We start from the raw sequence: 24,126 nt of genomic DNA on the forward strand, positions 1-24,126 counted from the left end.
AGGCGGAAGCGGAGCGTAACCACGCAGGGCCCTCGGTCATCCGCAATCAACACAGCATGAGCGAGTCAGGCCCGGAGGCGGAAGCGAGCGTGAGCGAGTCCAGCGAGACCCGGGTCTACGGGATACGGCACCACGGTCCGGGCTCGGCTCGCTCGCTGCGCTCGGCGCTCGAGGAGTTCCGGCCGGATATGGTCTTGATCGAGGGGCCGGCGGACGCGGACCCGCTGGTCCCGCATATAGCCGCCGATACGATGGAACCGCCGGTCGCGTTACTGGGTTACGTTGCCGACGAACCGGCGCGCGCGGCGTTCTGGCCGTATGCGGTGTTCTCCCCGGAATGGCAGGCACTGCGTTACGCCGTCGGAAACGGTGTACCGGTGCGGTTCTGCGACCTGCCCGCAGCGATCGCATTGGCCGTCGAAGACCGCGGTGGGGGCCGGGACGCCCTCGCCGAACTCGCTGCCGCGGGCGGTTATGACGATGCGGAACGCTGGTGGGATGCCGTGGTCGAATCGAGCACCGACGCCGGAACGTTCCCCGCCATCACCGAGGCCATGGCGGCCCTGCGCGACACCGCTCTCACCGAGCCGCCTTCCGATATCTCCGGGGCCGAGCCGAGCAAAGCGGCTGACGAATCGGCCACCACCGCAACACGAGAACTACACCATCCGAACGGCACAAACGATGCGCATCACTCCGTCGGAGCAGCGGACGGACGCACCGTTCCCGGCGCAGGGGCGGACGCGGGCGCAAGCGGCGAATCTCCCGTTCCCGAGGCAGACAAAACACTCCATCCGGTCGATGTGCCCGACGATCCCGCCGACCTGTCACCGCGGGTCACCGACGATGCCGCAGAAGACGGCAGCGGAGTCGACGCCGGCCCTGACCCGCTGGTTCTCGATCGCCACACTCTTGTCCGCGAGGCCCATATGCGACAGGTGCTGCGGCAGGCCCGCAAGGACGGTGCCCGGCGGATCGCTGTCGTGTGCGGCGCGTGGCATGCTCCCGCCTTGTGCGATCCACTGGGCCCCGCGAATGCCGATCAGCGCCTGCTGAAAGGGCTTCCGAAGGTCAAGGCGAAGCTGACCTGGGTGCCGTGGACGCATTCCCGTCTCGCCGCGGCGACCGGCTACGGTGCGGGTGTCACCTCCCCCGGCTGGTACCACCATCTGTTCGCCACCACCGAGCATCCGATCGCATCCTGGCTCACCAAGGTCGCGCGTCTGCTGCGCGGTCATGACCTGCCGGTGTCCAGTGCCCATATCATCGAGGCCGTCCGGCTGGCGGAAACCCTTGCTGCGCTGCGCTCGCGACCGCTGGCGGGGCTTTCCGAGGTCACCGAGGCAACCCGGGCGGTGCTGTGCGAGGGCGACGATACGGTGTTGCGGCTGGTCGGTGCGGAACTCGTGGTGGGTGAGGCCCTCGGGGCCGTTCCGGCCGAAACGCCCACCGTGCCGTTGGAGGCCGATCTACGCGCCCAAGCGCGCTCGCTGCGACTGAAACAGGAGGCGCTGTCGCGAACCCTGGACCTGGATCTGCGCAAGGACCGCGATATCGCCAAATCGCGGCTGCTGCATCGGCTGCGGCTGCTCGAGGTGCACTGGGGTGTTCCCGGCGCGTCCGGATCCACCGGAACATTCCGGGAGGCCTGGGAACTGCGCTGGGAACCGGAGTTCGCGGTCCGGGTGATCGAGGCGTCGCGCTGGGGTACCACTGTGCAGGCGGCCGCAGAGGCGAAGATCCTCGATACGGCCGGCCGGGACGACAGCGGTGTCACCGAGCTGACCGATGCCCTGGAATTCGCGCTGCTGGCCGAGCTACCGGGTGCCCTCGACGGCCTGATCCGCCGGCTCGGTTCCGCGGCCGCGATCGATCACGACATCACGCACCTGCTCGCCGCGCTACCGGGTGTGCTGCGCACCCTGCGCTACGGCGATGTGCGCGGAACCGATACCTCGGCATTGGCCCAGGTCGCCGACAGCATGCTCGTGCGGATCTGCGCCGGTCTCCCGGCGGCGGTCACGGGGCTCGGCGACGATACGGCCGCCGCTCTGCGCGCACAGCTCGATGGGTTGAACACCGCGATACACACCCGTGACGACACGGAATCCACCGAACGCTGGCTGGCGGCACTGGCGCGGCTGGCGGACCGTTCGGATATCCACGGGATGCTGGCCGGCCGAGTGGTCCGGCTGCTCTGCGATGCCGGCCGGTTCGAATCCGACGAGGCCTCCCGCAGGCTGGCCGCCGCACTGTCGATCGGCAATACCGCGGCCGCGAAGGCCGCGTGGGTGGACGGTTTCGTCGGTGGCCGGGGGCTGGTGCTGGTTCACGACCGGGCCCTGCTGCGTCTGGTCGACGACTGGCTGGCCGGGCTCACCGGCGATCAGTTCATGGAAGTGGTGCCGCTGCTGCGCCGTACCTTCGGCGCTTTCGAGTCCGGGGAGCGCCGGGCCATCGGGTCGGCGGTCCGCGATACCGGCCCGGGCGTGCCCGCCGCGCGCGCCGAGATCGATTCCGAACGCGGTGCGCTCGTATTACGGGCCGTCGCAGACATTTTGGGGGTTCCGGCATGACCAGCACCGCAGCACACCCGGCCGCGGATGAGGAGCGGTTGCGCCGGTGGCGCCTCGTTCTCGGCGCTGCGGCCGAACCCGCGCTCGGCGAGCTCACCGGAGCCGACGATGCGGCCGTCGACAAGGCGCTGGGGGCTGTGTACGACGCGAAGCGCGGGGGCGGCCGGTCGGGCGGTGACCGGTCCGGTGGCCTCGGCGGATCGGCACCACGGGTGGCTCGCTGGCTCGGCGATATCCGCACGTATTTCCCGTCGACCGTGGTCGAGGTGATGCAGCGGGATGCGGTGGACCGGCTGGGCCTCACCCAGTTGCTGCTCGAACCCGAACTCATGGAGGCGGTCGAACCCGACGTTCATCTGGTCGGCACGCTGCTCAGCCTGAACCGGGTGATTCCGGAGACCACCAAATCGACCGCCCGGATGGTGGTGGGCAAGGTCGTGAAGGAAATCGAGGAGCGGATCGCCACCCGCACCGTCGCCGCGGTGAGCGGGGCACTCAACCGGGCGACCCGCACCTCCCGGCCCAAACCCCGCGATATCGACTTCGATCGCACCATCCGCAAGAACCTCGCGAACTATCTGCCCGAGCAGCGCACCATCATCGCCGAACATCTGGTCGGGTACGGCCGGCGGTCGCAGGCGGTGCACCGTGATGTGATCCTGGCCATCGATCAATCCGGGTCGATGGCGTCCAGCGTCGTGTATTCCTCGGTGTTCGGTGCGGTCCTGGCTTCTATGCGCGCGCTGCGCACCTCGCTGGTGGTTTTCGATACCGAGGTCGTCGATCTCACCGATAAGCTCAGCGATCCGGTCGATGTGCTGTTCGGTACCCAGCTCGGCGGCGGCACCTATATCAATCGCGCCATCGCCTATTGCGAGTCGCTCATCACCCGCCCCACCGACAGTTTGTTCTTCCTCATCTCGGATCTCTACGAGGGCGGCGTCCGCGAGGAGATGCTGCGCCGGATCAACGCGATGAAGGAAGCCGGGGTGCAGGTGGTGGTGCTGCTGGCGCTCTCCGACGACGGCGCCCCCTCCTACGATCGCGAGAACGCCGCCGCATTGGCCGCGCTCGGCGTTCCCGCGTTCGCCTGCACTCCGGACCGCTTCCCGGACCTCCTGGCCGAAGCCCTCAACCGCGGCGACCTCCGCCACTGGGCCACCGATCGGACGTAACTCAACGGTCCACCCTCAGCGGCACAAACACCAGGCCCCACGGGGTGGCCGAACATTCGGGGCGATACGACTATGCCGGGAAGACACTGGCCGCGGCCGGGTCCGCGGTCCATGTGGGCCACGGTGAATCCGCACGAATCGGCGCCCCGGCCAACCTCGGTTCGATCGACGATGCCGCGGACAACTCGGGAGCCCCTCGATTTCGGTGCATCCGGACGGTCACACCGGACGGTTCGGGGCCCGTCTCGTTCTGGAGCGACAGAGCGGGGGAGCGAAGCGGAGGAGCGGCGGAGTGAAGAACGAGACCCATGGGGCCCCGAACCTCGCGACGCCGAAGGCGGCGCCATAAACACACCTCAGATATCGGCGATAGCGGCCAGTGGTGGGGTGCGGGCGGCACGCACGGCGGGCCAGAGCGCGGCCAGCACACCCACCACCGCGGAACCGATCAACATGTACACCAGCTGATCCCACGGCACCGCGATCTGGTCCAGGCCGAGATCGCGCAGGGTGCGCAGGAATCCGACTCCGAGCCCGAGTCCGAGCACCGCACCGACGAGTGCGCCGAAGACCGCGATGAGCATGGATTCCAGATAGATGGTGCGCCGGACCTGCGAACGCTGGGTGCCGACCGCGCGCAACATACCGATTTCGCGTCGTCGCTCCACCACCGACAGCGCGAGTGTATTGACGATCCCGAGTACCGCGATCACCACTGCCAGGGCGAGCAGGCCGTACAGAATCGCCAGCATATTGTTGATCTGCTTCGCGTTCTCGCCCTTGAATTGCTCGCGATCCTGCACCTGGACGATCACGAATTCCTCGGTGGCCCGTTCCAGATCGGTCCGCATCGCGGCCAGATCGGCATCGGGCGCCGCCTTGATCAGCACCGCGGCCTCGGTCCGCATGGATACCGGCATCGCCTTCTCGTAGACCGCGGTCGGTACGATCAGCGGCCCCAGTACCTGCGAATCCGCGTACACACCGGATACGGTCAGCGGGATTTCGGCGCCGCCCAGGGTGTTGATCACCAGCTGTTCGCCGGCGCCGACCCCGTGTTCGGTCGCTTCGTCCTCGCTGAGCAGAATGTCCGAATCACCCAGCGATGCTGTGCCGCTGAGTATTTCGATATTCACGACCTGTTCGAGCGGGCCGTCCGGCGAGGTGCCGAATTCGTCGTCGTCGCCGATCTTCAGCGCTACCCCGCGTAGTCCGACGACGTCGGCAGCCGCGGGTACCTTTTCCCGGACCGCGTCGCTCGCGCCGGCCGGTACACCCATCATCGGTGGCCCGGCGAGGACATAGTCGGCTTCCACGCCTTGATCGACGAGCCGGGAGATGCTGACCTTCGCCGATTCGCCCAGCATTCCGATTGCCGTGACCAGCATCAGTCCGAGGGTCAGTGCGAAGGCGGTCGCCGCGGTGCGCCGCGGATTGCGGATCGCATTGTTGCGCGCCATCTGCCCGATCGGACCGAACGGCCGGATCAGCCAGCCCAGAGCAGCCAGTACGGGCCGCGACAATGCCGGGGCGGCGAACAGTACGGCGAGGATCAGCGCCAGCGCGCCGACCCCGACGACCGCCGCGGCGCCGCCCCCGGTGTTCCGTGAACCGAGCACCACCAGCACCACACCCGCGACCGCGAGAACCGCGCCCGCGATCGTGCGCCCCCGCAGCGAATCGCCGGCGGAGGCGAATTCTTCGCGCATCGCCTGCACCGGCGGAATCCGGGAGGCTCGCCGGGCCGGTGCGTATGCGCTCACCACGGTCACCAGCAACCCGACCGCGAAGGCCACCAGTACCGTGCGCGGCAGTACGGCCATGGTCCCGGTCGGCAGGCCGAGGTCGAAGGCATTCAGCACCGCGGCCAATCCGTAGGCGAGCGCGATACCCGCGAGCAGCCCGAGCAGGCTGCCGATAACACCGACGATCAACGCTTCGGCGACCACCGAGCGGCCGACCTGCCCGCGGCCGGCGCCCACGGCGCGTAACAGTGCCAGTTCCCGCAGTCGCTGCGCCACCAGCATGGAGAAGGTGTTGTAGATGATGAAGGTGCCGACGATCAGCGCGATGGCGCCGAACGCGAGCAGGAAGTAGTTCAGGAAGTTCAGTGCCTCGGAGATCTCGGCCTTCATCTCCGCGCGGACCTGGTCGCCGTTCTGCGCCTTGTAGTCCGGGTAAAGCATGGACAGCTGGTCGCGCAGCGTATCGCCGGGGACACCTTCGGCCGCGATATCGAGATAGGCGACGTGCGTACCGTCGGTGAACAGGTCCCTGGCCTGGTCCTCGGTGAACTGCACCCCGATGAAACCGCCGGTATCGGTGGCCGGGGCGTAGAGCCCGGTGACGGTGACATCGATCGGACCGGGGTGAGAGGGCACCAGCACCTTGGTGCGATCCCCCACGGCGAGACCCGCGCTTTCGGCGGCGCCGGTATTGAGCGCGACCTGCCCCGGTTCGGCCGGCGGTACGCCCGCGACGAACGGGTCCGGTTGGGCAACCGATCGCTCGGGCGGTAGATAGGCCAGACCGAAGCTCGGTGCCCCGCCGGTCTGCACGGCTTTTTCGCCGGCCGGGTCGAGCAGCACCACCGAACCTTCGATACCGGGCGCCACGGTCCGGACCCCGTCCATGGCGGCCACATCATCGGCCACGTCCTGCGGGATACCGGGAGACTGGCGTTCCTCGGGACTCAACCGGACGTCCACCCCGGCGGCCTCATTGGCGAAGATCCCGTCGAAGGTGCGCTGCAGCGTATCGGTGAAGACAAAAGAGCCCGCGATGAATGCGGTTCCGAGCACCACGGACAGCAGCGTGAGCGCCAGCCGGACCTTGTGTGCGGCGAGATTGCGCAGGGCAACCGTGCGCATCGGGTGTGCGGCCACTATCGGGTCTCCTGTGTCGTCCGGGGAGACCCTGCACCCCGGTCGGTCCGGCGAATGGCAGCGCGAGGGTGATTCACCGGGCCTCCAGCGCCTTCATCCGGTCCAGCACGGTCTCGGCGGTCGGATCGCGCATTTCGTCGACGATACGGCCGTCGGCCAGGAAGATCACCCGGTCCGCGTACGCGGCGGCGGCGGGTTCGTGGGTGACGATGACAACGGTCTGGCCGAATTCGTCCACCGCGGCCCGCAGAATCGACAGCACCTCACCGGAGGATCGTGAATCCAGATTGCCGGTCGGCTCGTCACCGAAGATGATCTCCGGTTTGCCTGCCAGCGCCCGCGCACACGCGACCCGCTGTTGCTGCCCACCGGACAGTTCGCTGGGCCGGTGGCCGAGCCGGTCCTCCAAGCCCAGTCGCTTCAGTACCGTCGCCAGCCATTCCGACTCGGGCGGGCGGCCGGCGATATCGAGCGGCAGGGTGATGTTCTCCAGCGCCGTCAGCGTCGGGACCAGGTTGAACGCCTGGAAGACGAACCCGATCCGGTCCCGCCGCAGGGCCGTCATCTCCTTGTCGGAGAGGTCGGTGAGTTCGGTATCGCCGATCCGCACCTGCCCCGAACTCGCCGCGTCCAACCCGGCCAGACAGTGCATGAGTGTGGATTTACCCGAACCGGACGGCCCCATGATGGCGGTGAATTCCCCGCGAGCGAAATCGACCGATACCGCGTCGAGGGCCGTGACCCGGGTTTCCCCGGACCCGTAGACCTTCGTGAGTTCGAGGGCACCGGCAGCGACGGCGGACCCGGGACCGGCCGAATCCGTATCGACAGCATGAGCAGTCATGAGTCCAGTCTGTCGGGCGGCGCTCGCTCGCGCCATCCGGGATACCCCTGACCCGGAGTGCCGCATCGTCGTCCTCTGGTAGCGGGGCGCATCACCCGACGCCTTCGAGCAGCCCGACCGCGAGGCGTCTGCGTCACTCTTTCGCGGCAGCCCCACACATGTCCCACGTGCCCAGCGGCACCGCCGAGTCCAGCGAGGCCACAGAAAACCCAGCGCAACCAACGGCGCCAAGCCCAGCCAGCCCCCGGAAAAGCCCAGCGCAGCCGACGACAACGCCGAGTTCAGCAAGGTTCCTCGAAAGACCCAACGCAACCAACGGCGGTGCCGAGTTCAGCGAGGCCCTGCAAGGTTTTGGCCCGTCCCTGCTGTCAGTGCTCGATGCGACGCGGCGAAGCCGCGAGTGTCGAGTGCTGACAGCAGGGACCAAGGGGGGCCGAAACCCGCGGCGCCGCAGACGCCGCCAAAATTACAGCGGGGCCGACTTCCACCAGGTCACCATCTCGGGGATGGTGCCGACGATGCCGTCGGTGTACATCAGGTACTGCGCGCGCTCCGGATGGTTGGTGAATACCGTCATCATCTTCGGGCCGTCGCTGTCCCAGGTGTAGTTGGTGTAGGTGCGGCTGCCGTTGGTATCGCTGGATTTCTCGGCCGTGGCGGGTAGGCCCTTCACCACCGAATCCACCTCGGCGGCGGAGTCGTAGACATAGATCCGGTAGAACGGGTCTTCGTTGTTACCGCCGCCGTAGCAGCGCCACTGCCAGGCCCATTTCCCGAAATCGGGTTCGCCGTCGTCCGGGGTGGGGGTGTAGCCGTCATCGGTTTCCCAGCATTTCGCGCCGTCGTAGCCGATTTCCTCGTCTTTGGTCGCGGGGACCATTTCGGGGAACTCTTTGCTGATCGAATCCGCGTTGGCCGCGACCGGGGCGACGGTGGTCTGGGTGCTGGTGGCGGCGCCGGCCTGGTTCCCCTGACCGCCGTCGTCACCGCTGGTGGCGAGGACCACGACACCGATCACCACACCGATCAGCACCACGAGGCCGATACAGATGGCGGCGATGAGCCCGGTATTGGATTTGGCCGGCGGCGGCCCGCCCTGCGGCATCTGCCCCATCGGCTGTGGATAACCGGTGGGCTGAGGATAGGCACTCGACCCGCCACCGTAGGGCCCGCCGGGGTTCGGATATCCCGGCCCGCTCCCGTAGGGCTGCTGGTGCATATCCCCGCCGACCGGCTGCTGCTGGAAACCGCCGGCGTACTGCGGCTGCTGCCCCGGCTGGGCGCCGCTGATGTACGGCGGTGGCTGCTGGACACCACTGGCATACGGCTGAGCTTGGGTGCCGCTGGCGTACGGCTGCGGCGCCGCGGTGCTCGGGTACGGATTCGCGCCGCTGCTGTAGGGGGCGTTCGGCGGCTGATATGTCGCCGCGATCGCGGTGGGCGGCCCCGAGCCGATAACGGGTGCCCCCGGAGAGGTCAGCGCCTGCTGCGCGGCCTCGGCGAACTCACTGCACGAGGCGAAGCGGTCGTCGGGGCGTTTGGCCATCGCCTTGGCCAGCACAATGTCCAGTGTCGGCGGCAGTTCGGGGCGGACCGCGCTCAACGACGGCGGCGGCGACTGCAGATGCCCCTGGATCACCCCGGCCGGGTTGGTGGAGGTGAAGGGACCGTTGCCGGTGAGCAGCCAGTACAGCGAACACGCCAGTGAGTACTGGTCCGAGCGGTGGTCCAGATCGGCACCGGTGAGCTGTTCGGGCGACGCATAGGCCAGCGTGGCCGTGAATGTGCCGGTCTGGGTGAGATGCCCGGTGTCGTCGCGCAACCGCGCGATACCGAAATCGGTGAGGTAGACCCGTTCGCCGCGGCCGCCGGTGGATCGTGCCAGCAGGATGTTGGCCGGTTTGACGTCGCGGTGCATCACCCCCATTCCGTGGGCGTAGTCCAGCGCGGAGGCCGTTTCGGTGATGATCTGCACGGCCCGTTCGGGGGGCAGTTTCTGCGGATCGACCGACGCGGCATCGATACCGTCGATGTACTGCATGGAGATCCACAGCTGCTCGTCCTCGAGCCCGCGGTCGTACACCGTGACGATATTGGGATGATCCAGGCGGGCGACCAGATCGGCCTCCCGTTCGAATCTGGCGCGCACCTCCTTATCGAAGAACATCTCCCGATTCAGTAGTTTCAGCGCCGTCATCCGCGGCAGTCGCGGATGTTTCGCCAGGTAGACCGAGCCCATCCCACCCCGGCCGAGTTGCCGGTCGATGACATAGCCGGCGAAAACATCGCCGTTGGCCAGCATGTCCGCTCCAATTCCCGCCACGCCACCGGGACCCACCGGCAGCACCTGCGTAGACGAAAAGCGTGACCGGACCGTAGCGGTTCGGTCACGCGAAATCATCGAAACCATAGCAGGAGTCGATGCTTCCCCGACGGCTCTCGCCGACGGGCAAACCAGCACGCGAGACGCCCGCCGCGCCCGGCGCGGGGATCGCCTTCGCCCGGTCGGACCCGCTCGTGCACCACGCCGCATCGGCCGTGGCCGGACCGGCTCCGGATGCCACCCCGGCGAGGTGACCGGCTTCTCGTTCGGGCAGGCGCGATCGAACGGTGGAATGTGCTGGTTATCCGGTCAGGGTGTGGCGCCGGGGCGTGGTGGCGGGCCGCCCATATCGGGCGGGTCCGAGCCCGGGCGACGGCGGAAGCCGGGCAGATCGATGACGGCGGGATCGGCGGGTTCCGCGCGGGGCCGCTCGACCGGCCGGGGCAGTTCGCCGGGACCGCGGGTCCCTGGACCTGGTGGCCGGAATTCGTTCGGGGCGGGCGGGGGCTCTCCCGCATTCGGGGGCGGGCGATTACCGGCGCCGCCGGGGCGCGGGCCACCACCACGGGGGTGGCGGAATTCGCTGGACCCGTACGGCGGCGCCGCCGGACCCGGATGCCGATATTCGCTGGAGGCGTACCGCGGCGGAACCACACCGGCCTGGCGGTATTCGGTGGACCGGTACGGCGGCGCCCCGCGCCCGCCGGGTTGCCCGAACTCCCCCGAACCGTAGCCGGGACCGCCGGGCCCGTGCCGCGGTCCGGGACGTAAGCGCACCCCGGGCCCCGGTGGGCGCCCGCCCCGCGGGCCCGGCGGCCGCAGCGCCGACCGAGCGGCGGCCGCGAACTCGGTACAGCTCAGGAACCGCTCGGCCGGGTTCTTGGCGAGGGCGCGCGCCAAGACCTCGTCCAGCGCCGGTGGCAGCCCGGGCCGGATCCGGCTCAGCCGCGGGACCGGTGCGGTGAGATGTGCCTGGATGAGTTCGGCCGGGTTGGTGCCCGGGTACGGGCCGGATCCGGTGAGCAACCAGAACAGCGTGCAGGCCAGCGAATACTGGTCACCGCGGTGGTCGAGTTTCGCACCCGTGAGCTGTTCGGGCGCCGCATAGGCCAGGGTCGCGGTGATGGTATCGGCCGCGGCGAGGGTGGTTTCGGCGTCCCGGACCCCGGCGATACCGAAATCGGTGAGCAGCACCCGTTCCGGCTGTCCGATGGGCGGTTTGGCGAGCAGGATATTGCCCGGTTTCACATCCCGGTGCAGCACCCCGTTGGCGTGTGCGAAGTCCAGGGCGACTCCGGTATCGCCGATGATCTGCACCGCCCGGCGCGGATCCAGGACCTGCAGGTCCACCAGCGAGGCATCGGATCCGGGCACGTACTGCATCGAGATCCACAGCTGCTTTCCCTCGGCACCGCGGTCGTAGACGGTGACGATGTTGGGGTGCTCGAGCCGGCCGGCGAGTTCGGATTCGCGTTCGAAACGCAGCCGGATCTCCCTGTCGGAGTAGAGGTCCGGGTTGAGTAGTTTGAGGGCCACCAGCCGGGGCAGCCGCGGATGTCTGGCGAGGAAGACCATCCCCATGCCGCCGACACCCAGGCGCCGTCGGATGAGATAGCCCGAGAAATCCTCACCAGGCTGGAGCATCGCCGAATTCCCCCTCGTCGGGTCGTGCACGATTCTACCGGTGTATCTTCCCGCACCGCCCCGGCGCAAGGCGAGGCCCGGTGTCGGTGCCGGCCGATAGTCTGACGGTATGCGCATTGGAGCACACGTCCGGATGGACAGCGACCCGATCGGGTACGGCGAGCAACTCGGCGCCGATGTCGTACAACTGTTCGTGGTGGACCCACAGAGCTGGGACAAACCCGTACCCCATCCCGCCACCGAACAGATCCTCGCCAGCCCGATCGATGTGGTGGTGCACTCCTCGTATCAGATCAATGTGGCCAGCACCAACAACCGGCTGCGGATGCCGTCCCGCAACGCGGTCGCCCTGCAGGCGCAGGCCGCCGCCGATATCGGCGCGTTCGGCCTGGTCGTACACGGGGGTCATGTGCGGTCGGACGAGGAGATGGAGGCCGGGTTCGTCAACTGGCGCAAACTCTTCGAACGTCAGCAGGACAAGGGCGGTTTCGCGGTGCCGATCCTGATCGAGAACACCGCCGGCGGAAACCATGCCATGGCCCGGCATTTCGATACGATCGCGCGCCTGTGGGATGCGGTCGGTGAGTACGGCGCCGGATTCTGCCTGGATACCTGCCACGCCTGGGCGGGCGGCGAAGATCTGGTGGGCGTGGTGGAACGGATCCGCGCGATCACCGGCCGGATCGATCTGGTGCATCTGAACTCCTCGCGCGACGCCTTCGATTCCGGCGCCGATCGGCACGCCAATTTCGCCTCCGGCACCATCGACCCCGAACTGCTCGCGGAGGTGTGCCGCACCGCCGACGCCCCCGTGGTGCTGGAAACCCCCGGCGAAGGTACGGCCGAAGATCTCGCCTACCTGCGCGAGCACCTCGGGTAGCAGAAGCTCCGCCCACACGATCGCCGGCCATGCCGGCAAGTTCGGTCGACGACCGTCCGCGCCGGATGCGCCCCGGCACCGCGCCCGCGGCACCCGGCCGGACTCGATTCCGGCGACTGCGCCCGGTGTGGCGTGATCTGCGTCCTTCTGGGCAAGCCCGGTGACACCGGCCGGGGGCACGATGAGCGACACTATGTCCTATGCATTACCGGCCACCGACCGATAGGCCCGTCGAGACACCGTTGGATCCGGTGGCCCGCTCCGGCTCCTCCCCCGCCCCGGCTACCGGCCACCGGGCAGCACCCGGCCGTCCGGGTTACCGGCCCGGAGCCGCTCGGTGAGGCGGCATCGCACCGCTCGTGGTCCCCGGGGTCGCCGCCGTGACGAGCTCCGGGCTCCGGCGCATCGCCGGCCGACCGTGCATCCCACGCCGGCGGCACTCACCGATAAGCCGTGTGGTGGTGTGATGTGTGTCCGCCCGGGGCCGAGCCGGCCGGACGAGCAGTCCTGACCTGAGGGTATTTCCGGCCGAGGCCGACGGGGGCCTACGGGTCACCGCACCCCCGGCAGCCCCCCGAACAGCACCTGGAACACCGTCGGATGGTTCTGGTAGATCCGGGTGGACGGAATGTACGGGTGTACTTCTGCGGTATCGGTGACCACGTAGTCGGCGTGGCTGCCGGGCACCCGGTTCAGCACGCCCTCGCAGCGTGGTCCGCCGGTCGCGTTCACCTTCGGCAGGTCTTCGGGGTACTTGTAGGCCTCGGCACCGTACATGAAGCCGGCGTTGAAGGACGCTCCCGGAACCCGGCCGCCGACCAGGTCCTCGGCCAGTGGCATCGCCGTGGCCAGACCGCGGATCGTGCAATCCAGCGCGGGCCGGTAATTGTCCAGTAGATCAGTGGTGGGCAGCATCAGGTCCAGTGCGGTGCCCAGATTCTGTTCGTTCTCGGCCAGGACCGCGCCGGTGGTGTCGGCCAGGCCGATCGTTTCCAGCAGCAGTGTGTCGAAGTTCTGTTCGTTCTCGGTGAGGGTGTTGCTGAGGGTGGTGGCGTTGTCGACGGTGCGGAGCAGATCGGGGGCGGTGTCCGCGTAGAGGTTGGTCACGTGGGCGCCGGCCTGGAAGTCGTGCCGGAGCGCGGGCAGGCTCGGATTGAGCTCGCGGAGCAGCCGGTCGGCGTTCACCAGGAGGTCACCGAGCCGTTCGCCCCGGCCTTGTAGGGCGGTGCCGAGTGCGGTGAGGGTGGCGTTGAGTTTCGCCGGTTCCACCATCTCCAGCACTTCGGTGAGCCGTTCGAACAGGGTGTTGAATTCGACGGTCACCGATTCACCGCGCAGTACCTGCCCCGGCCGGAGCCGGCCCGCGGGCTCGGCGGGTTCGACGAAGTTCACGTATTTGGCGCCGAACACCGTGGTGGAGCGGATATCCACGAGCGCGTTGGCCGGGACCAGGCCCATGAGATCTGGATTCATATCGAGTTCGAGGCGGACCTCCCCGTTCTCGTTTTCGACCGTGCCCACCCGGCCCACTTCCGCGCCGCGGAACTTCACCTTGGCGTCGGGATCCATGACGAGCCCGCTGCGCGGGACCACCACGGCCACGTGTTTTTCCGGGGTGAATCCCCCGAGGAACATCGTCAGCGAGACCACCACGATAAGGACGAGCACGAGCATCATGGCCAGCGCCGCGAGCTTGTACTGCACGGCGTTCCAGATCTTGCGCCGTGTCGTCGTGTGCCGATCGGACTGGGTGTGTACGGGTACCACCACTCACCTGCCTTGCGATGTTCGGCACCCCGTTGTGCCGAACTGAACCGGATTTATGTCCAGACAGTTGTCCATGTTATGGGTGATTCGACCCGGTCGGTACGGTTTTCACCGATTGCGTCCGGAATCCGCCGCGATCCGACATCTTCGCAGGTAGAAAGTGAAAAAGGCCCGCTCACCACTGGGGTGAGCGGGCCTCGATCATAAGCGGTTACGGCATCGGTTACAGCGTTTTCTCGATCGCCGCGATCAGCGTGTCCGCATCCGGTGCGGTGGTCGGCCGGAATCGGCCCGCCACGGACCCGTCACGGCTGATCAGGAACTTTTCGAAGTTCCACTGCACATCGCCGGCGGCGCCCTCGGCGTCAGGGGTCTCGACGATCTCGCGGTACAGCGGATGGCGGCCGTCCCCGTTCACATCGGCCTTCTCGAGCAGCGGGAAATCGACCCCGTAGGTGGTCGAGCAGAACTGCTCGATCTCCTCGGCGGTCCCCGGCTCCTGGCCCATGAACTGGTTACACGGGAAGCCGACGACGCTGAAACCGCGGTCGCCGTAAGTTTTCTGCAATTCGACCAGACCGCTGTACTGCGGAGTCAGACCGCATTTCGACGCGACATTGACCAGCAGTACCGCCCGGTCACCCACCAGCTCGCCGAGCGTGGTCGCCGAACCGGACAGCGTGTTCACCGGAATATCTCGGACGTTCATTCGTAGCGCACCTGCCAACTCTTGATCCCGTTGATCCACCCCGAACGCAACCGTACCGGATCGGAGACCGATTTCAGGTCGGGCATGGCATCGGCGATCGCGTTGAACATCAGGTCGATTTCCAGCCGGGCGAGGTTGGCTCCCACACAGTAGTGGGTGCCGGTCCCGCCGAATCCGACGTGCGGGTTGGGGTCGCGCAGAATATCGAAGGAGAACGGACTCTCGAAACCGGACTCGTCGAAATTCGCTGAACTGTAGAACAATCCGAGGCGCTGCCCCTTCTTGATCTCCTGCCCGCCCAGTACATGATCTTCGGTGGCGGTGCGCTGGAACGCCGTCACCGGGGTGGCCCAGCGCACGATCTCGTCCGGCGCGGTGCGCGGGCGCTGCTCCCGGTACAGCTGCCACTGTTCGGGATTGTCCACGAACGCCTTCATACCGTGCGTGATGGCATTACGGGTGGTCTCGTTACCGGCGACGGCGAGCAGGATGACGAAGAAACCGAACTCGTCGGAGGCCAGCCCGTCACCGTCGACGTCGGCATTGACCAGCTGGGTGACGATATCGTCGGCCGGACAGCCGCGCCGCTGCTCGGCCATATTCCAGGCGTAGCCCAAAATCTCCGCGGACGCGACGGTGGGGTCGCCGTATTCGGGATCGTCGTAGTTGAGCATCTGGTTGGACCAGTCGAAAACCTTGCGCCGGTCTTCCTGCGGCACCCCGAGCAGTTCGGCGATCGCCTGCAGGGGCAGTTCACAGGCGACCTGGGTGACGAAATCACCGCCGCCGGTCTTCTTCGCCTCGTGGACGATCTTGTGCGCCCGTTCGGTGAGCGCATCGCGCAGTCCCTCCACCGCACGCGGGGTGAACCCCTTGGCGACGATCCGGCGCACCTTGGAATGTTTGGGCGGATCCATGTTCACCAGCAGCGCACCGGTCAACGCCATCTGATCCGGCGTGATATCGCCGGGCAGCCGGACGATGGACCCCTTCTGCTGCGACGAGTACAGCTCCGGGTTACGGGACAGTTCCTTGACGTCCTCGAGGGTGCTGACCACCCAATATCCGCCGTCGTTGAAACCACCCGAGGCTTCGTCGGTCTGGGCGTTCCACCACACCGGGGCGGTACGCCGCAGCATCGCGAATTCCTCGACCGGACTGCGTTGTTCCCAGAGGCCGGGGTCGGTGAAATCGAAACCCGGAGGCAGGGCGGTTGTCATCAGGATTCCTTTCCTTCTTCCGGCAGCGGCCGCAGCGGCGCCTCCGGTTGCACCTCGACCAGCACCAGATGCGCGCCGCGCGGGGTGCTCACGACGGCCGAGACCGCGCGCGCCAGATCGCTCGCGCGCAGCATGTACGGATGCCGGGCGAGCCCCCACGACTGCCACGACTCCAGCAGCGGGCCCACGACCTCCGGTTTCGCGTTCATTCCCATACCGGTCACCGTCGGACCAGGCCGCACCAGCGAGGCGCGGATACCGGTGCCTTCGAGTTCCATCCGCAGCTGCCCCACCATGGCCTCGACCCCGGCCTTGGCCGCGCTGTAGGCGCCGTTCCACGGCCGCGGATGCGGCGCGCAATCGGAACTGATCAGCACCACATCGCCGCGGCGGCGTTCGGTCATACCGGGCAGCACCGCATGCGCCATCCGGTGTGCGCCGATCAGATGGATCTGCACCTGATGCGCGAAATCCGCGGGCGTCATGTCCTGGATGAGGCCGAATTCGATATCCCCGGCTCCGGAAACCAGAATCTCGGTGGGCCCGATCGCTTCCTCGGCTGCAGCCACGAAGTCGTCCACGGAGGACTGGTCGGTGACATCGAGGCGGTGCGCGAACGCAGTCCCGCCGTCGGCGCGGATCTTGCCGGCCAGATCTTCGAGGATCTCGACCCGGCGCGCACCCAGCGCAACCGGATGTCCCTGTGCGGCCAGTTCCACCGCGGTGGCCGCGCCGATACCGGACGATGCACCGGCAACGATGGCCGGCCGCTTCTCGGGATGGGGTTCGAACCGGGGCATTACCGCACCTCCACGGTGATCGGGAGCTTGGCGAAGCCCCGCACATTGCTCGAATGCACGCGTTCGATGCCGTCCTCGCGCACCTGATAGGACTTGACGCGCGAAGCGAATTCACGCAGGGCGACGGTGGCCTCCAGCCGGGCCAGATGGGCGCCGAGGCAGAAGTGCACACCGGCGCCGAAGCTGGCGAGGTTGCCCTTTTCGGCGCGGTCGAGATCGAAGCTGTCGCCGTCGTCGAACACTTCCGCGTCACGGTTGGCCGAACCGATCAGCAGCAGCACTTTGGCGCCGGCCGGGATCACCTTGCCGTGGTATTCGAGATCCTCGGTGGCGGTCCGCGCGACCATCTGGCTGGACGTGTCGTAACGCAGAGTTTCCTCGACCCAGTCCGAGACGCGGTCGGTATCGTCGGCGACCTTGGCGTACTGCTCCGGGTTGTGAGATGCCCAGTACAGGGCGTTACCGAGCAGTTTGGTGGTGGTCTCGTTACCGGCGACGACCATCAGGAACATGAAGCCGATGATTTCGTCGTCGGTGAGCGAATCGCCGTCGATCTCGGCGTCCAGCAGCGCGGAGGTGAGATCGTCGGTGGGTTTCTCGCGGCGTTCGGCGACCATGTTCGCGTAGTAGACCACCAGGTTCAGCGAGGCCTCGATCGCCGAATCCGGGACATCGGTGACGCCGTCCTCGCGGTGCATGACCATATCGGCCATCCGGCGGATTTCGGCGCGGTCGGCGGCCGGTACGCCCATCATCTCGGAGATGACGTCCATCGGCAGTTTGCCGGCGACTTCCTCGATCCAGTCGAATTCGCCGCGTTCGAGGGCCGGTACCAGGTATTCGAGGGTGAGCTCATGGATGCGGGCTTCCATATCCGCGACCCGTTTCGGCGTGAAACCCTTGAACACCAGGCGCCGCATGCGCATATGCCGGGGATCGTCCATGGCGAGGAACGACATGGTGCGGTGGGCGTCGGGGCCCCAGGCGGCCGGGTCGAGGGAGACGCCGTTGGCATTGGACAGCTGCGTGGCGTTGCGGAAACCGTTCGTCACATCGGCATGCCTGGACAGCGCGTAGAAATCGAGTTCCGCGTTGTAATAGAGCGGTGCCTCCGCGCGCAGCCGGGCGTACGTCGGGTACGGGTCCTCGTGGAAGACGTAGTCGTACGGGTCGAACGTCACCGGCTCCAACGATGCTGCCGTCATCGGATCCACCTCTGTTTCGATAACGAGTTCTCGCCGGACGGGGCGGTGCACCCGGCAGGGGGAGACACATAGCTGGACATGTGTCTGGACGGTACCAGCGGCGCGCCGTCGCGACAATAACTAGAACCGGTTCTTGCACTACCAGAAGAGTCCGGACTATATTCCATACACCTGTCCAGACAGTATTGGGGTCTTTAATGAACAGTCTTCTGCCCGGCGACAGCTCCCGACTGCTGATCGGCGGTAGCCTCGTCGCCGGCGGCAACGGCGTGTTCGACAATGTGAACCCGGCGACCGAAGAGGTCATCGGCACCGCGGCCGACGCAGACGCGGCCGATATGAACGCCGCCATCGCCGCCGCCCGCACCGCCTTCGACGAGACCGACTGGTCCCGCAACCACGCCTTCCGGGTGCGCTGCCTGGAACAGCTGCAGGCGGCACTGAAGGCGCACGCGGAAGAACTACGCGAGATCACCATCGCCGAGGTGGGCGCGCCGATCATGTTCACCAGCGGCCCGCAACTGGAGGGCCCGATCGAGGATCTGAGCTTCGCCACCCAGCTCGCCGCGAACTACGAATGGGAAACCGAACTCGGGGTCTCGGCGCCGATGGGGATCAGTACCCACCGGGTGGTCCGGCGCGAGGCGGTCGGCGTGGTCGGGGCGATCACGCCGTGGAACTTCCCGCATCAGATCAACTTCGCGAAACTGGGCCCGGCCCTGGCGGCGGGCAACACCATCGTCCTGAAGCCGGCCCCCGACACCCCGTGGTGCGCGGCGGCGCTCGGCTCGATCATCACCGAGGAAACCGATATCCCACCCGGTGTGGTCAATATCGTCACCTCCTCCGATCACGGCCTCGGCGCCCAGCTCTCCGGCGACCCCCGGGTCGACCTCATCAGTTTCACCGGCTCCACCGGTACCGGACGCGCCGTTATGGCCTCGGCCGCGGCGAATCTGAAGAAAACCTTCCTCGAGCTGGGCGGCAAATCGGCCTTCATCGTGCTCGACGACGCCGATCTGGCCACCGCCGTGAGCTACGCCGGTTTCTCGCTGTGCGTCCACGCCGGCCAAGGTTGCGCCCTCACCACCCGGCTGCTGGTGCCGCGGGCCCGGTACGACGAGGCGGTGGAGGCCGTGGCAGCCACCATGAGCGGAATCCGCCCCGGCGACCCCACCTCCCCCGGCACCGTCTGCGGTCCGGTGATCTCCGACCGGCAGCGTTCCCGGGTGCTCGGCTATATCGACAGCGCCCGCGCCGATGGCGGTCGCATCGTCACCGGTGGCGGACGCCCGGCCGAACACGAACGCGGGTTCTTCGTCGAACCCACCGTGATCGCCGACCTCGACAACAGCGCGAAGGCCGCCCAGGAGGAAATCTTCGGTCCCGTCCTGGTGGTGCTGCCCTACGACGGCGACGACGATGCCGTCCGGATCGCCAACGATTCCCCCTACGGCCTGTCCGGCGCCGTCTGGGGTAAGGACCCCGAGCGGATCCGGCGGGTCACCGACGGCGTGCGTACCGGAACCCTCGGCGTCAACGGCGGTATGTGGTACAGCGCCGATGCCCCGTTCGGCGGCTACAAACAGTCCGGTATCGGCCGCGAGATGGGTGTCGCCGGATTCGAGGAGTACCTCGAGACCAAGCTCGTCGCGACCGCGCAGTAATCCGAAACTTTTTCCCCACCAGGCTTTCCACAGCAGCGAGGAGCTCGATCCCATGGCTCGTTTCACCGGTCGCACCGCCATCGTCACCGGCGCCGCCCGCGGTATCGGCGAGGTCTACGCGCAGGCGCTGGCCGCCGAAGGCGCATCCGTCGTCGTCGCGGACCTGAACGCAGAGGGCGGAACGGCCGTCGCCGAGAAGATCGTGGCCGACGGCGGCACCGCATCGTTCCATCCGGTCGATGTCTCCGATCCGGAATCGGCCAAGACGCTGGCCGATTTCACCATCGAGAAGTACGGCAAGATCGACCATCTGGTCAACAACGCCGCCATCTACGGCGGGATGAAACTGGATCTGCTGCTCACGGTGCCGTGGGACTACTACCAGAAGTTCATGTCGGTGAACCTGGACGGTGCCCTGGTGATGACCCGCGCGGTATGGGAAAACATGGCAGCCAACGAGGGCGGCTCGATTGTGAACCAATCGTCGACGGCCGCCTATGTCTACAGCGGTTTCTACGGTCTCGCCAAGGTCGGTATCAACGGGCTCACCCAGCAGCTGGCCACCGAACTCGGCGGATCGAATATCCGGATCAACGCGATCGCGCCCGGCCCCACCGATACCGAGGCCACCAAGACCACCACGCCCGAGAGCATCGTCAAGGACATGGTCAGCCGCCTGCCGCTCAAGCGGATGGGCACCCCGGAGGATCTGGCGGGCGCCCTGCTGTACCTGCTGTCCGACGACGCGAAATGGGTCACCGGGCAGATCTTCTGCGTCGACGGCGGTCAGGTGATCCGCTGATGAGCGGCGACGGGGGCGGCACCAGGGTCGGTTTCATCGGCCTGGGCGATATGGGTGCGCCGATGGCGAAGAAGCTGCTGGACTGGTCCGGCGGGCTCACTGTCTGCGATACCCGGCCCGAGGCCGTGCAACCGTTCACCGACGCGGGTGCCGAGGCCGCCGGCAGCCCGGCCGAACTCGCCGCGAAATGCGGTGTCGTCTGTATCGCGGTGGTGAACGACCAGCAGGTCCGCACCGTGCTGACCGGCGAGAACGGCGTGCTGAGCACTGCCGCGCCGGGAACCGTGGTGGCCGTGCACTCCACTATCGGCGATGGATCGGCCGTCGAATTCGCCCGGCTGTGCGCCGAACGCGGCGTGGAGCTGGTCGACGCCCCGATCAGCGGCGGCGCCGCGGGCGCGAACAGCGGACGACTGGCGGTGATGGTCGGCGGTAACGACAACGCCGTGGCCGCGGTACGGGAACCCTTCGGCTGCTTCGCCGATCTGGTGGTGCACGCCGGTGAGGTCGGGGCCGGCACCCAGATGAAACTGGCCCGCAACCTGCTGCATTTCATCTCGTTCACTGCCGCCACCGAGGCGCAGCGACTGGCCGAGGCCGCCGGGCTCGATATCACCGCGCTCGGCAAAGTGGTCCGTCACTCGGATGCGGTGACGGGAGGGGCCGGATCGATCATGCTCCGCGATACCACCGCGCCCATCGAGGAGGGGGATTTCTGGCTGCCCATCCTCACCCATGTCCGTGAACTCGGCGAAAAAGACCTGTCGCTGGCGCTCGAACTGGGCGGGCGGTTGGGCACCGAGCTCCCGTTGGCAACCCTCGCGCTGTCGCGTTTCGGCGACGGGCTCGGCGTCGGGCGGGGCGCGACCTCGGCCGCATGGGACTCCGCCGGCTCCGCTCAGCGGGACAGGCCGGACACCGCCGCGGCGTCCCGTGGCAGCATCGCCGGGCAGGAAGTCGCCGCTGCCGACCGGCGCGACACCGGCGCCACGGCGCAGAACGACAGTAAGGAATCCGAATAATGGCCGACGCCACCACCATCCGACCGCTGTCCGCCGCCGAGGTCACCGAATGGGACCGCACCACGGATGTGGTGGTCGCCGGTTACGGGATCGCCGGGGTCTGCGCCTCGATCGAGGCCGCGCGGGCCGGGGCGCAGGTACTCATCCTGGAACGCACCAGCGGCTGGGGTGGGGCGGCGGCGCTGGCCGGCGGGTTCATCTACCTGGGTGGCGGTACACCGCTGCAGCGCGCGCTGGGATTCGAAGACAGTCCGGAGAACATGGAGAAATTCATGGTCGCCGCGCTGGGCCCGGGTGTCGACCGGGACAAGATCGCCGACTACTGCCACGGCAGCGTCGAACACTACGAATGGCTGGTCGCCAACGGGGTGCCCTTCAAAGCAGAATTCTGGGGCGAGCCCGGCTGGGAGCCCCCCCACGACGAAGGCCTCATGTACACCGGTGGCGAAAACGCCGCACCGTTCAACACCGTCGCCGATCCGGCGCCCCGCGGTCATGTTCCGCAGATGTCGAACAAGCGGACCGGTTCCAAGGGCGGCGGCTACATGCTGATGAAACCGCTCGCCGAAGCCGCCGAAGAACTCGGCGTCACCGCCGAGTACGACACCCGGATCCAGCGGCTGATCGTGGACGGCGACCGGGTGGTCGGCGTGGTCGCCAAACAGTACGGCAAGGAGCTGACCATCCGGGCCGAACGCGGAGTCGTACTGGCCACCGGTAGTTTCGCCTATCACGAGCAGATGATCGAAGGGTTCGCCCCGCGGCTCATCGGCCGCCCGGGCGCCGCCATCGAAGAACACGACGGTATCGCCATCCGGCTGGCCCAGGCCCTCGGCGCCGATCTGGCACATATGGACGCCACCGAGGTCGCGTTCTTCGGTGACCCGCAGATGATGGCGCGCGGCATCCTGGTCAACGGCCGCGGGCAGCGCTACGTCCCGGAGGACACCTATCCCGGCCGGATCGGGCAGATGACGCTTTTCCACCAGGAGAACCAGGCGTATCTGATCATCGGCGAAGCCGCCTACGAGGAATCCCTCACCACCGAGACCTCCACACCGTTCTTCCGGCAGCCGCCCACCTGGGCGGCGGAAACCATCGCTGAACTCGAATCCGATATGGGTCTGCCCGAACTCGCCCTGCAGAGCACCGTCGAGCTCTACAACAAATACGCGGCGAACGGCCAGGATCCCCTGCTCGGCAAGAAACCGGAATGGACCAAACCGCTCGAGGGCCCGTTCGCGGCCTTCGATATGCGTGGTTTCACTGCGGGATTCACCCTGGGCGGATTGCGCACCGACCTGGATTCGCGGGTCCTGCATGTCGACGGCCGGCCGATCGCCGGACTGTTCGCGGCGGGGCGCTGCACCTCGGGTGTCTGCGCGGGCGGCTACGCCAGCGGAACCTCCCTGGGCGACGGCAGTTTCTACGGCCGCCGGGCCGGGATTGCGGTCGCGAAAGCGTGAAACGGTACATTCAGACACATGTCCGAAGGTGAACCTCTCGTCGTCGAAGCGACCCGTCGCCGCCTGTCCGCGAAACAGGCCGATACGGTCGACAAACTGACGAAGGCAGCGGTGGAGGTGCTCACACGCGAAGGTTTCGCGGGGATGACCATTCGTATGGTCGCCGCCGCGGCCGGTGTGGGTACCGCCACCGCGTACACCTATTTCTCGTCGAAGGAACACCTCGTCGCCGAGATCTTCTGGCGGCGGCTGGTGGCGGCGGATTCCCCGGTCAGCGAGGATCCCGACCCCACGGTGCGGGTGGTGGCCGAACTTCGCTCCATCGCCCTGCTCGTCGCCGACGATCAGGAGGTCGCCGGCGCGGTCACCAGCGCACTACTGGGCCGCGACCCCGATGTGGCGCATCTGCGGGCCCGGATCGGCCTGGAGATCCGTACCCGGATCGAACGTGCCCTCGGTCCCGGCGCCGATCCGGAGATCGTGGTCTCCCTCGAACTCGTCTACGCGGGCGCGCTGGTGCGGGCCGGTATGGGTTATGCGTCCTACGCCGATATCGCCGACCTCATCGAGAAATCGGCCCTGTTGATCCTGCACTGAGTTGATCCTGCACTGAGCAGCGAAAGAAAGCTTCGGTAAAACTGATGGACCGACCCAAACAACTCGATTCGTCCCTGGTTCCCACCGCCATCAAGTACATGTCCAAGGTCAACACCTGGGCGTACAAACGCACCGGCGGCCGCATCGGCGGGAACTGGCGCGTGGGGGCGGGTTTCCGTAAACCGGTGCCCACGCTGCTGCTCGACCATACCGGCCGCAAATCCGGTAAGCAGTTCACGATTCCGCTGCTGTACCTGCGCGACGGCGCGAATACCGTCATCGTCGCGTCACAGGGCGGACTGCCGAAGAACCCGCAGTGGTACTACAACCTGGTCGCACAGCCGGATACCGCGATCCAGATCGGCAAGGAGCGGCTCGCGGTCCGCGCCCGCCTCGCCGACGACAGCGAACGCGACCGGCTGTGGCCGCAACTGCTGGAGTTGTATGCGGATTTCGCCGACTACCAGTCCTGGACGGACCGCAAGATCCCGGTCTTCATCCTGGAACCCCGCGCCTGACATACTGCGTCGCTGCCCGCCCGTGC

Annotated in this window: 18 protein-coding genes; 9 read left to right on the forward strand and 9 right to left on the reverse strand. The window is 67.3% G+C overall.

Annotation, left to right across the window (positions count from 1 at the left end; all coding sequences use genetic code 11):
* Window positions 1–56 precede the first annotated feature (56 nt).
* Both ON22_RS20515 and ON22_RS20520 read left to right on the forward strand, forming a co-directional pair.
* A complete protein-coding gene (locus tag ON22_RS20515; protein ID WP_033243256.1) occupies window positions 57–2,576 on the forward strand; it encodes a DUF5682 family protein in 2,520 nt (839 codons plus the stop codon).
* Window positions 2,573–3,751 (forward strand): VWA domain-containing protein, encoded by a 1,179-nt coding sequence (locus ON22_RS20520; protein ID WP_033243257.1) that lies wholly within the window; start codon window positions 2,573–2,575, stop codon window positions 3,749–3,751. The genes ON22_RS20515 and ON22_RS20520 overlap by 4 nt, the downstream gene beginning before the upstream one ends.
* A 356-nt stretch (window positions 3,752–4,107) precedes the next feature.
* Here ON22_RS20520 and ON22_RS20525 read toward each other — a convergent pair whose 3' ends face one another.
* From ON22_RS20525 to ON22_RS35845, 4 genes are all read right to left on the reverse strand, one after another.
* Window positions 4,108–6,621: an ABC transporter permease gene (locus ON22_RS20525; protein WP_033243259.1), complete on the reverse strand. Its 2,514-nt coding sequence runs from the start codon at window positions 6,619–6,621 to the stop codon at window positions 4,108–4,110.
* An 88-nt stretch (window positions 6,622–6,709) separates the two neighbouring features.
* Window positions 6,710–7,480: an ABC transporter ATP-binding protein gene (locus tag ON22_RS20530; protein ID WP_033243260.1), complete on the reverse strand. Its 771-nt coding sequence runs from the start codon at window positions 7,478–7,480 to the stop codon at window positions 6,710–6,712.
* Window positions 7,481–7,946: 466 nt separating this feature from the next.
* Entirely contained in the window at window positions 7,947–9,782 is a 1,836-nt protein-coding gene (locus ON22_RS20535) for a serine/threonine-protein kinase (protein ID WP_033243261.1), read from the reverse strand.
* Between the two features lie 330 nt (window positions 9,783–10,112).
* Window positions 10,113–11,447 (reverse strand): serine/threonine-protein kinase, encoded by a 1,335-nt coding sequence (locus ON22_RS35845; protein WP_081595722.1) that lies wholly within the window; start codon window positions 11,445–11,447, stop codon window positions 10,113–10,115.
* A gap of 109 nt (window positions 11,448–11,556) precedes the next feature.
* Here ON22_RS35845 and ON22_RS20545 point away from each other — a divergent pair, with 109 nt between their 5' ends.
* A complete protein-coding gene (locus ON22_RS20545; RefSeq protein ID WP_033243262.1) occupies window positions 11,557–12,327 on the forward strand; it encodes a deoxyribonuclease IV in 771 nt (256 codons plus the stop codon).
* A 552-nt stretch (window positions 12,328–12,879) separates the two neighbouring features.
* On the opposite strand, the gene ON22_RS20550 is transcribed toward ON22_RS20545, so the two are convergent.
* The 5 genes from ON22_RS20550 to ON22_RS20570 form a co-directional block, all read right to left on the reverse strand.
* A complete protein-coding gene (locus ON22_RS20550) occupies window positions 12,880–14,004 on the reverse strand; it encodes an MCE family protein (protein WP_051157886.1) in 1,125 nt (374 codons plus the stop codon).
* Between the two features lie 313 nt (window positions 14,005–14,317).
* Window positions 14,318–14,803 carry a glutathione peroxidase gene (locus tag ON22_RS20555; protein WP_033243263.1) on the reverse strand — a complete coding sequence of 162 codons (486 nt, stop codon included), beginning with the start codon at window positions 14,801–14,803 and terminating at the stop codon, window positions 14,318–14,320.
* Complete coding sequence (locus tag ON22_RS20560) at window positions 14,800–16,023, reverse strand: cytochrome P450 (protein ID WP_033243264.1); 1,224 nt, start codon at window positions 16,021–16,023, stop codon at window positions 14,800–14,802. Before ON22_RS20560 ends, ON22_RS20555 begins: the two co-directional genes overlap by 4 nt.
* Complete coding sequence (locus ON22_RS20565) at window positions 16,023–16,823, reverse strand: SDR family oxidoreductase (RefSeq protein WP_033243265.1); 801 nt, start codon at window positions 16,821–16,823, stop codon at window positions 16,023–16,025. The genes ON22_RS20560 and ON22_RS20565 overlap by 1 nt, the downstream gene beginning before the upstream one ends.
* A complete protein-coding gene (locus tag ON22_RS20570; protein WP_033243625.1) occupies window positions 16,823–18,028 on the reverse strand; it encodes a cytochrome P450 in 1,206 nt (401 codons plus the stop codon). Before ON22_RS20570 ends, ON22_RS20565 begins: the two co-directional genes overlap by 1 nt.
* 197 nt (window positions 18,029–18,225) lie before the next feature.
* On the opposite strand from ON22_RS20570, the gene ON22_RS20575 reads away from it, so the two are divergent.
* From ON22_RS20575 to ON22_RS20600, 6 genes are read left to right on the forward strand one after another with little or no spacing between them, the layout of a single operon-like run.
* Window positions 18,226–19,695, forward strand: coding sequence for an aldehyde dehydrogenase (locus ON22_RS20575; protein WP_033243266.1), 1,470 nt, complete (start codon window positions 18,226–18,228; stop codon window positions 19,693–19,695).
* A gap of 52 nt (window positions 19,696–19,747) precedes the next feature.
* Window positions 19,748–20,497 (forward strand): SDR family oxidoreductase, encoded by a 750-nt coding sequence (locus ON22_RS20580; RefSeq protein ID WP_033243267.1) that lies wholly within the window; start codon window positions 19,748–19,750, stop codon window positions 20,495–20,497.
* Window positions 20,497–21,519 (forward strand): NAD(P)-dependent oxidoreductase, encoded by a 1,023-nt coding sequence (locus ON22_RS20585; RefSeq protein WP_081595723.1) that lies wholly within the window; start codon window positions 20,497–20,499, stop codon window positions 21,517–21,519. The genes ON22_RS20580 and ON22_RS20585 overlap by 1 nt, the downstream gene beginning before the upstream one ends.
* Window positions 21,519–22,985: an FAD-dependent oxidoreductase gene (locus ON22_RS20590; RefSeq protein WP_033243268.1), complete on the forward strand. Its 1,467-nt coding sequence runs from the start codon at window positions 21,519–21,521 to the stop codon at window positions 22,983–22,985. Before ON22_RS20585 ends, ON22_RS20590 begins: the two co-directional genes overlap by 1 nt.
* 18 nt (window positions 22,986–23,003) lie before the next feature.
* On the forward strand, window positions 23,004–23,582 hold the full coding sequence (locus tag ON22_RS20595; RefSeq protein ID WP_033243269.1) for a TetR/AcrR family transcriptional regulator: 579 nt from the start codon (window positions 23,004–23,006) through the stop codon (window positions 23,580–23,582).
* Window positions 23,583–23,626: 44 nt separating this feature from the next.
* Window positions 23,627–24,100 carry a nitroreductase family deazaflavin-dependent oxidoreductase gene (locus ON22_RS20600; protein ID WP_033243270.1) on the forward strand — a complete coding sequence of 158 codons (474 nt, stop codon included), beginning with the start codon at window positions 23,627–23,629 and terminating at the stop codon, window positions 24,098–24,100.
* The last annotated feature ends 26 nt before the right edge of the window (window positions 24,101–24,126 follow it).

This window comes from Nocardia carnea NBRC 14403, from assembly GCF_000308515.1.
Taxonomy (GTDB): domain Bacteria; phylum Actinomycetota; class Actinomycetes; order Mycobacteriales; family Mycobacteriaceae; genus Nocardia; species Nocardia carnea.